The sequence below is a fragment of the Pseudomonas sp. R1-7 genome, assembly GCF_051132105.1.
GTDB lineage: Bacteria > Pseudomonadota > Gammaproteobacteria > Pseudomonadales > Pseudomonadaceae > Aquipseudomonas.
Genome location: NZ_CP071661.1, coordinates 5341453 through 5347500 on the forward strand (window position 1 = coordinate 5341453; position 6048 = coordinate 5347500).

Sequence of the window (6048 nt, forward strand, 5' to 3'; positions counted from 1 at the left end):
GCTAAAAATGGTGGAGGGGGAAGGATTCGAACCTTCGAAGTCGTAGACGTCAGATTTACAGTCTGATCCCTTTGGCCGCTCGGGAACCCCTCCTAAGCGAGCCGGCATTCTATATCATGCCAGCCTTCTGTCAAGCATTTTCTCATAAAAAACCTGAGGTTAGCTGCGTTGACGTCGCTTCGTACCGCTTACCTTTAAAGGTCTTCGCTGCGAAGCGGGCGCCATTCTATGCAAACTACCCTGCGGGTGCAACCCCCTCGCACGGCATTATTTTATGTTTTAACTCATTGAATTCTTTAGAAAGGTTTTGAAGCAGCGCTTCATTCACCTTTCCCGCGCTTTCTTGGGCAACCTGAACCCAGAATCCTCCCCCCTCAGGGGCATTGTGTGAGTTCGAAGCCACGAAACGCCCCAGAACACTCGAAGCAGCCAAACGCTGCTCCAACTGCCTGGCCAGCTCCGGACGGGAAAAACCACCCAAGTAGACACAGGTTTTTGACACCTCACCGGACTTGGCCGAATCACGCCTGACAAGAGCATCCGCCGTTTCGCTCAAGAGATGAATATCCTGTTGCGAACCGCGATACAAACTCAGAGGCGTGACATCCTTGGCGCGAAGCGGAGCCTCTTGCTGGTGCCAGATGTAATAGAAGACATTCAAAACCAGCAATAACAGAAACAGCCACCGCATAGAGACCTCAAGACAAAGGACAGGCCATCGCCAGACCAACAAAAACCAGGTCAGGCACCACCCTGGCATCTGGAACCAGCCCGGAAACCAGATTGGCATCTCCTCCAGTAAGGAACACCATGAATTCTTCTCCCCAATATTGCCGCGCCAACTCAAGCTGAGTCAGGACGAACCCCCTGAGCATCAGCATGCAACCGCGCTCGACCGCTTCGACAGTCGTACGACCTGGAGCGAGGCTTTCATGGGCTCGCTCGGCCGCCATATCGTCATAGCGAATTCTTCGTGTGTGGGTCCGCAATTGATTGCGCATCAGCGGCATGCCAGGACAAATGAATCCGCCGAGATGCTCTCCATCCGCCGCCACGAAATCAGCCGTAACGGCGGTACCAAAATCAAGGACCAGGCACGCCCCAGAAGCGAGATGAAAACCGCCGAGCAGGGCAAGCCATCGATCGAGACCCAACCGTTCGTAATCCTCGTAGCCGTTTCTCACACCTGCCATATCCCGGGCGGGCACAGCACGAACCACCGTCACCCCGAACATATCGACCAGCGAAGCGACCAATGAGTCCGTCTCCGCCAAGGTCCTTACGCTAACTAGACGACACTTCTTGAGCTGGAACTTCCCACCGTCATTCAGGCTCGCCAGCAGATCGTCGTCAGAGCTGACCACGCCCCCCTCGACCGGCGTTATCCCGTCGGTGCGAAGAACACGCCATTTGATAAAGCTGTTGCCGCAGTCAAGCTCAAGAATCATCACGCAACCTCAAACTGAGCTCACCACCGCTAAAGTTCTTTTCCACACCATCTACCTTCAAACGCAGCGCACCCTGGTGATCGATGCCCAGCACAATGCCGTCAATTTTGTTAACACCAGCAATCAGAGATACAGCTCGGCCCTGCCAAAGATGGTATTGCTCCCATTCGGACTGGATCACAGCAAACCCCGACGCACGATGAAGCTCCAGATACTGCTGTAGCTTCACACCCAACCGCGCCACCAGCTCATTTCGATCGAAATCCCTGCCCGCCTCAAGACACATGGACGTCCACTGCTGGTCGACCTCGTCAGTCGCTTGCATGTTCACATTAATCCCTACACCCAGGACGACATGGCACACGTCTGCAGGATCGCCCACCAACTCCAGCAGAATGCCGGCAATCTTCTTCTCACCCACCAAGACATCATTGGGCCATTTCAGCCCCGCCCCAGCGATGCCCATCTCGCGCAAGACATGCATAACAGCAAGCCCGACAACCAGGCTCAGACCTTCAATTTGTCGCATGCCACCGTCGATGCGTAAGACCAGACTGTGGTAGAGGTTTTCAGCAAAGGGACTGACCCACTTCCGACCACGACGACCGCGCCCCGCTATCTGTCGCTCGGCCAAGATCACGAAAGGTGCAGCCCCGCCACGCTCAATGAAACGCAGCGCCTCGGCGTTAGTGGAATCGATAGAGTCAGATATATGGACAGGCCACTCATGAAGACCTGCTGCGCTGATTTCTGCCGCATCTAAAAGCAACAGGGGCTTAGCCAACTGATACCCCCTACCTCGAACTTTATGCACAGACAATCCTAAATCCGCCTCCAAGTGCTGCAGCTGCTTCCATACGGCACTGCGACTGATGCCCAGCGCAACACCCAGCGCCTGCCCCGAATGAAAGCGACCATCCTTCAGAAGTTTTAGCAACGTGAGCATGCGGACTGCGCCCTGATAATGAGGCCCGCATAATAGCCATGCGCAAGACGGTTGCATAGAAACACAAAATGACTTTCCCGCGGGCAAAACAAAACCCCTACCTGCATCAGCAGATAGGGGTTTCGGAATTTAATCTTGACGATGACCTACTCTCACATGGGGAAACCCCACACTACCATCGGCGATGCATCGTTTCACTGCTGAGTTCGGGATGGGATCAGGTGGTTCCAATGCTCTATGGTCGTCAAGAAATTCGGGTACTGAGTCGTGGCCTGATGGCCTCGCTTCAGCAAATTGGGTATGTGACAGCTTTCGGTGTTTTGTGAGCCTCGAACTTTCGGTTCGTTTCGTCTTCACACACCGCAATCTGGCCTCTTTCGAGTCTACAGATTGCTTGGGTGTTATATGGTCAAGCCTCACGGGCAATTAGTACAGGTTAGCTCAACGCCTCACAGCGCTTACACACCCTGCCTATCAACGTCGTAGTCTTCGACGGCCCTTCAGGGGACTCAAGGTCCCAGTGAGATCTCATCTTGAGGCAAGTTTCCCGCTTAGATGCTTTCAGCGGTTATCTTTTCCGAACATAGCTACCCGGCAATGCCACTGGCGTGACAACCGGAACACCAGAGGTTCGTCCACTCCGGTCCTCTCGTACTAGGAGCAGCCCCTCTCAAATCTCAAACGTCCACGGCAGATAGGGACCGAACTGTCTCACGACGTTCTAAACCCAGCTCGCGTACCACTTTAAATGGCGAACAGCCATACCCTTGGGACCGGCTTCAGCCCCAGGATGTGATGAGCCGACATCGAGGTGCCAAACACCGCCGTCGATATGAACTCTTGGGCGGTATCAGCCTGTTATCCCCGGAGTACCTTTTATCCGTTGAGCGATGGCCCTTCCATACAGAACCACCGGATCACTAAGACCTACTTTCGTACCTGCTCGACGTGTCTGTCTCGCAGTCAAGCGCGCTTTTGCCTTTATACTCTACGACCGATTTCCGACCGGTCTGAGCGCACCTTCGTACTCCTCCGTTACTCTTTAGGAGGAGACCGCCCCAGTCAAACTACCCACCATACACTGTCCTCGATCCGGATAACGGACCTGAGTTAGAACCTCAAAGTTGCCAGGGTGGTATTTCAAGGATGGCTCCACGCAGACTGGCGTCCACGCTTCAAAGCCTCCCACCTATCCTACACAAGCAAATTCAAAGTCCAGTGCAAAGCTATAGTAAAGGTTCACGGGGTCTTTCCGTCTAGCCGCGGATACACTGCATCTTCACAGCGATTTCAATTTCACTGAGTCTCGGGTGGAGACAGCGCCGCCATCGTTACGCCATTCGTGCAGGTCGGAACTTACCCGACAAGGAATTTCGCTACCTTAGGACCGTTATAGTTACGGCCGCCGTTTACCGGGGCTTCGATCAAGAGCTTCGCGTTAGCTAACCCCATCAATTAACCTTCCGGCACCGGGCAGGCGTCACACCCTATACGTCCACTTTCGTGTTTGCAGAGTGCTGTGTTTTTAATAAACAGTCGCAGCGGCCTGGTATCTTCGACCGGCGTGGGCTTACGCAGCAAGTGCTTCACCCTCACCGGCGCACCTTCTCCCGAAGTTACGGTGCCATTTTGCCTAGTTCCTTCACCCGAGTTCTCTCAAGCGCCTTGGTATTCTCTACCCAACCACCTGTGTCGGTTTGGGGTACGGTTCCTGGTTACCTGAAGCTTAGAAGCTTTTCTTGGAAGCATGGCATCAACCACTTCGTCACCCAAAGGGTAACTCGTCATCAGCTCTCGGCCTTGAAATCCCGGATTTACCTAAGATTTCAGCCTACCACCTTAAACTTGGACAACCAACGCCAAGCTGGCCTAGCCTTCTCCGTCCCTCCATCGCAATAACCAGAAGTACAGGAATATTAACCTGTTTTCCATCGACTACGCTTTTCAGCCTCGCCTTAGGGACCGACTAACCCTGCGTCGATTAACGTTGCGCAGGAAACCTTGGTCTTTCGGCGTGGGTGTTTTTCACACCCATTGTCGTTACTCATGTCAGCATTCGCACTTCTGATACCTCCAGCAAGCTTCTCAACTCACCTTCACAGGCTTACAGAACGCTCCTCTACCGCATCACTTACGTGATACCCGTAGCTTCGGTGTATGGTTTGAGCCCCGTTACATCTTCCGCGCAGGCCGACTCGACTAGTGAGCTATTACGCTTTCTTTAAAGGGTGGCTGCTTCTAAGCCAACCTCCTAGCTGTCTAAGCCTTCCCACATCGTTTCCCACTTAACCATAACTTTGGGACCTTAGCTGACGGTCTGGGTTGTTTCCCTTTTCACGACGGACGTTAGCACCCGCCGTGTGTCTCCCATGCTCGGCACTTGTAGGTATTCGGAGTTTGCATCGGTTTGGTAAGTCGGGATGACCCCCTAGCCGAAACAGTGCTCTACCCCCTACAGTGATACATGAGGCGCTACCTAAATAGCTTTCGAGGAGAACCAGCTATCTCCGAGCTTGATTAGCCTTTCACTCCGATCCACAGGTCATCCGCTAACTTTTCAACGGTAGTCGGTTCGGTCCTCCAGTCAGTGTTACCTAACCTTCAACCTGCCCATGGATAGATCGCCCGGTTTCGGGTCTATTCCCAGCGACTAGACGCCCTATTAAGACTCGCTTTCGCTACGCCTCCCCTATTCGGTTAAGCTCGCCACTGAAAATAAGTCGCTGACCCATTATACAAAAGGTACGCAGTCACCCAACAAAGTGGGCTCCCACTGCTTGTACGCATACGGTTTCAGGATCTATTTCACTCCCCTCTCCGGGGTTCTTTTCGCCTTTCCCTCACGGTACTAGTTCACTATCGGTCAGTCAGTAGTATTTAGCCTTGGAGGATGGTCCCCCCATATTCAGACAAAGTTTCTCGTGCTCCGTCCTACTCGATTTCACTTCTAAGATCCTTTCGCGTACAGGGCTATCACCCACTATGGCCGCACTTTCCAGAGCGTTCCGCTAAAATCAAAGAAGCTTAAGGGCTAGTCCCCGTTCGCTCGCCACTACTAAGGGAATCTCGGTTGATTTCTTTTCCTCAGGGTACTTAGATGTTTCAGTTCCCCTGGTTCGCCTCTTGCACCTATGTATTCAGTACAAGATAACCATCTTATGATGGCTGGGTTCCCCCATTCAGACATCTCCGGATCAAAGTCTGTTTGCCGACTCCCCGAAGCTTTTCGCAGGCTACCACGTCTTTCATCGCCTCTGACTGCCAAGGCATCCACCGTATGCGCTTCTTCACTTGACCATATAACCCCAAGCAATCTGGTTATACTGTGAAGACGACATTCGCCGAAAATTCGATCTGGCTCCAAAGAGCCAATCACAAATTTTACCTTAGCCTGATCCGTTACCAGTGAAAGTAACGTCCAGTCTATCTTTCTATCACATACCCAAATTTTTAAAGAACGAACTAGTCAAAGACTAGAAATCAACATTCATCACCCTGTTGGTGGAATGCTCATTTCTAAGCTTTAAACGTTGGAACCAATCTGTAATGGTGGAGCCAAGCGGGATCGAACCGCTGACCTCCTGCGTGCAAGGCAGGCGCTCTCCCAGCTGAGCTATGGCCCCGTATCGCTACAGGGGACACCATGAAATTGGT

Annotated in this window: 3 protein-coding genes, 3 tRNA genes and 2 rRNA genes (1 of these 8 only partly in view); all 8 read right to left on the reverse strand. The window is 52.8% G+C overall.

The features are described from left to right. Nucleotides 1-8: 8 nt before the first annotated feature. Nucleotides 9-93, reverse strand: a tRNA-Tyr gene (locus J3P79_RS24105). A gap of 142 nt (nucleotides 94-235) precedes the next feature. Beyond that, a complete protein-coding gene (locus J3P79_RS24110) occupies nucleotides 236-691 on the reverse strand; it encodes a hypothetical protein (RefSeq protein WP_434606141.1) in 456 nt (151 codons plus the stop codon). Nucleotides 692-698: 7 nt separating this feature from the next. After that, complete coding sequence (locus J3P79_RS24115; RefSeq protein WP_434606143.1) at nucleotides 699-1448, reverse strand: pantothenate kinase; 750 nt, start codon at nucleotides 1446-1448, stop codon at nucleotides 699-701. After that, nucleotides 1438-2394: a bifunctional biotin--[acetyl-CoA-carboxylase] ligase/biotin operon repressor BirA gene (gene birA / locus J3P79_RS24120; RefSeq protein ID WP_434606145.1), complete on the reverse strand. Its 957-nt coding sequence runs from the start codon at nucleotides 2392-2394 to the stop codon at nucleotides 1438-1440. The genes J3P79_RS24115 and birA overlap by 11 nt, the downstream gene beginning before the upstream one ends. Nucleotides 2395-2527: 133 nt before the next feature. Beyond that, nucleotides 2528-2643 (reverse strand): 5S ribosomal RNA (gene rrf, locus J3P79_RS24125). 156 nt (nucleotides 2644-2799) lie between these two features. Beyond that, nucleotides 2800-5691: ribosomal RNA gene (locus J3P79_RS24130) — 23S ribosomal RNA — on the reverse strand. 250 nt (nucleotides 5692-5941) lie between these two features. After that, a tRNA-Ala gene (locus tag J3P79_RS24135) sits at nucleotides 5942-6017 on the reverse strand. A gap of 27 nt (nucleotides 6018-6044) precedes the next feature. Next, nucleotides 6045-6048 (reverse strand) — tRNA-Ile (locus tag J3P79_RS24140); it runs 73 nt beyond the window's last position.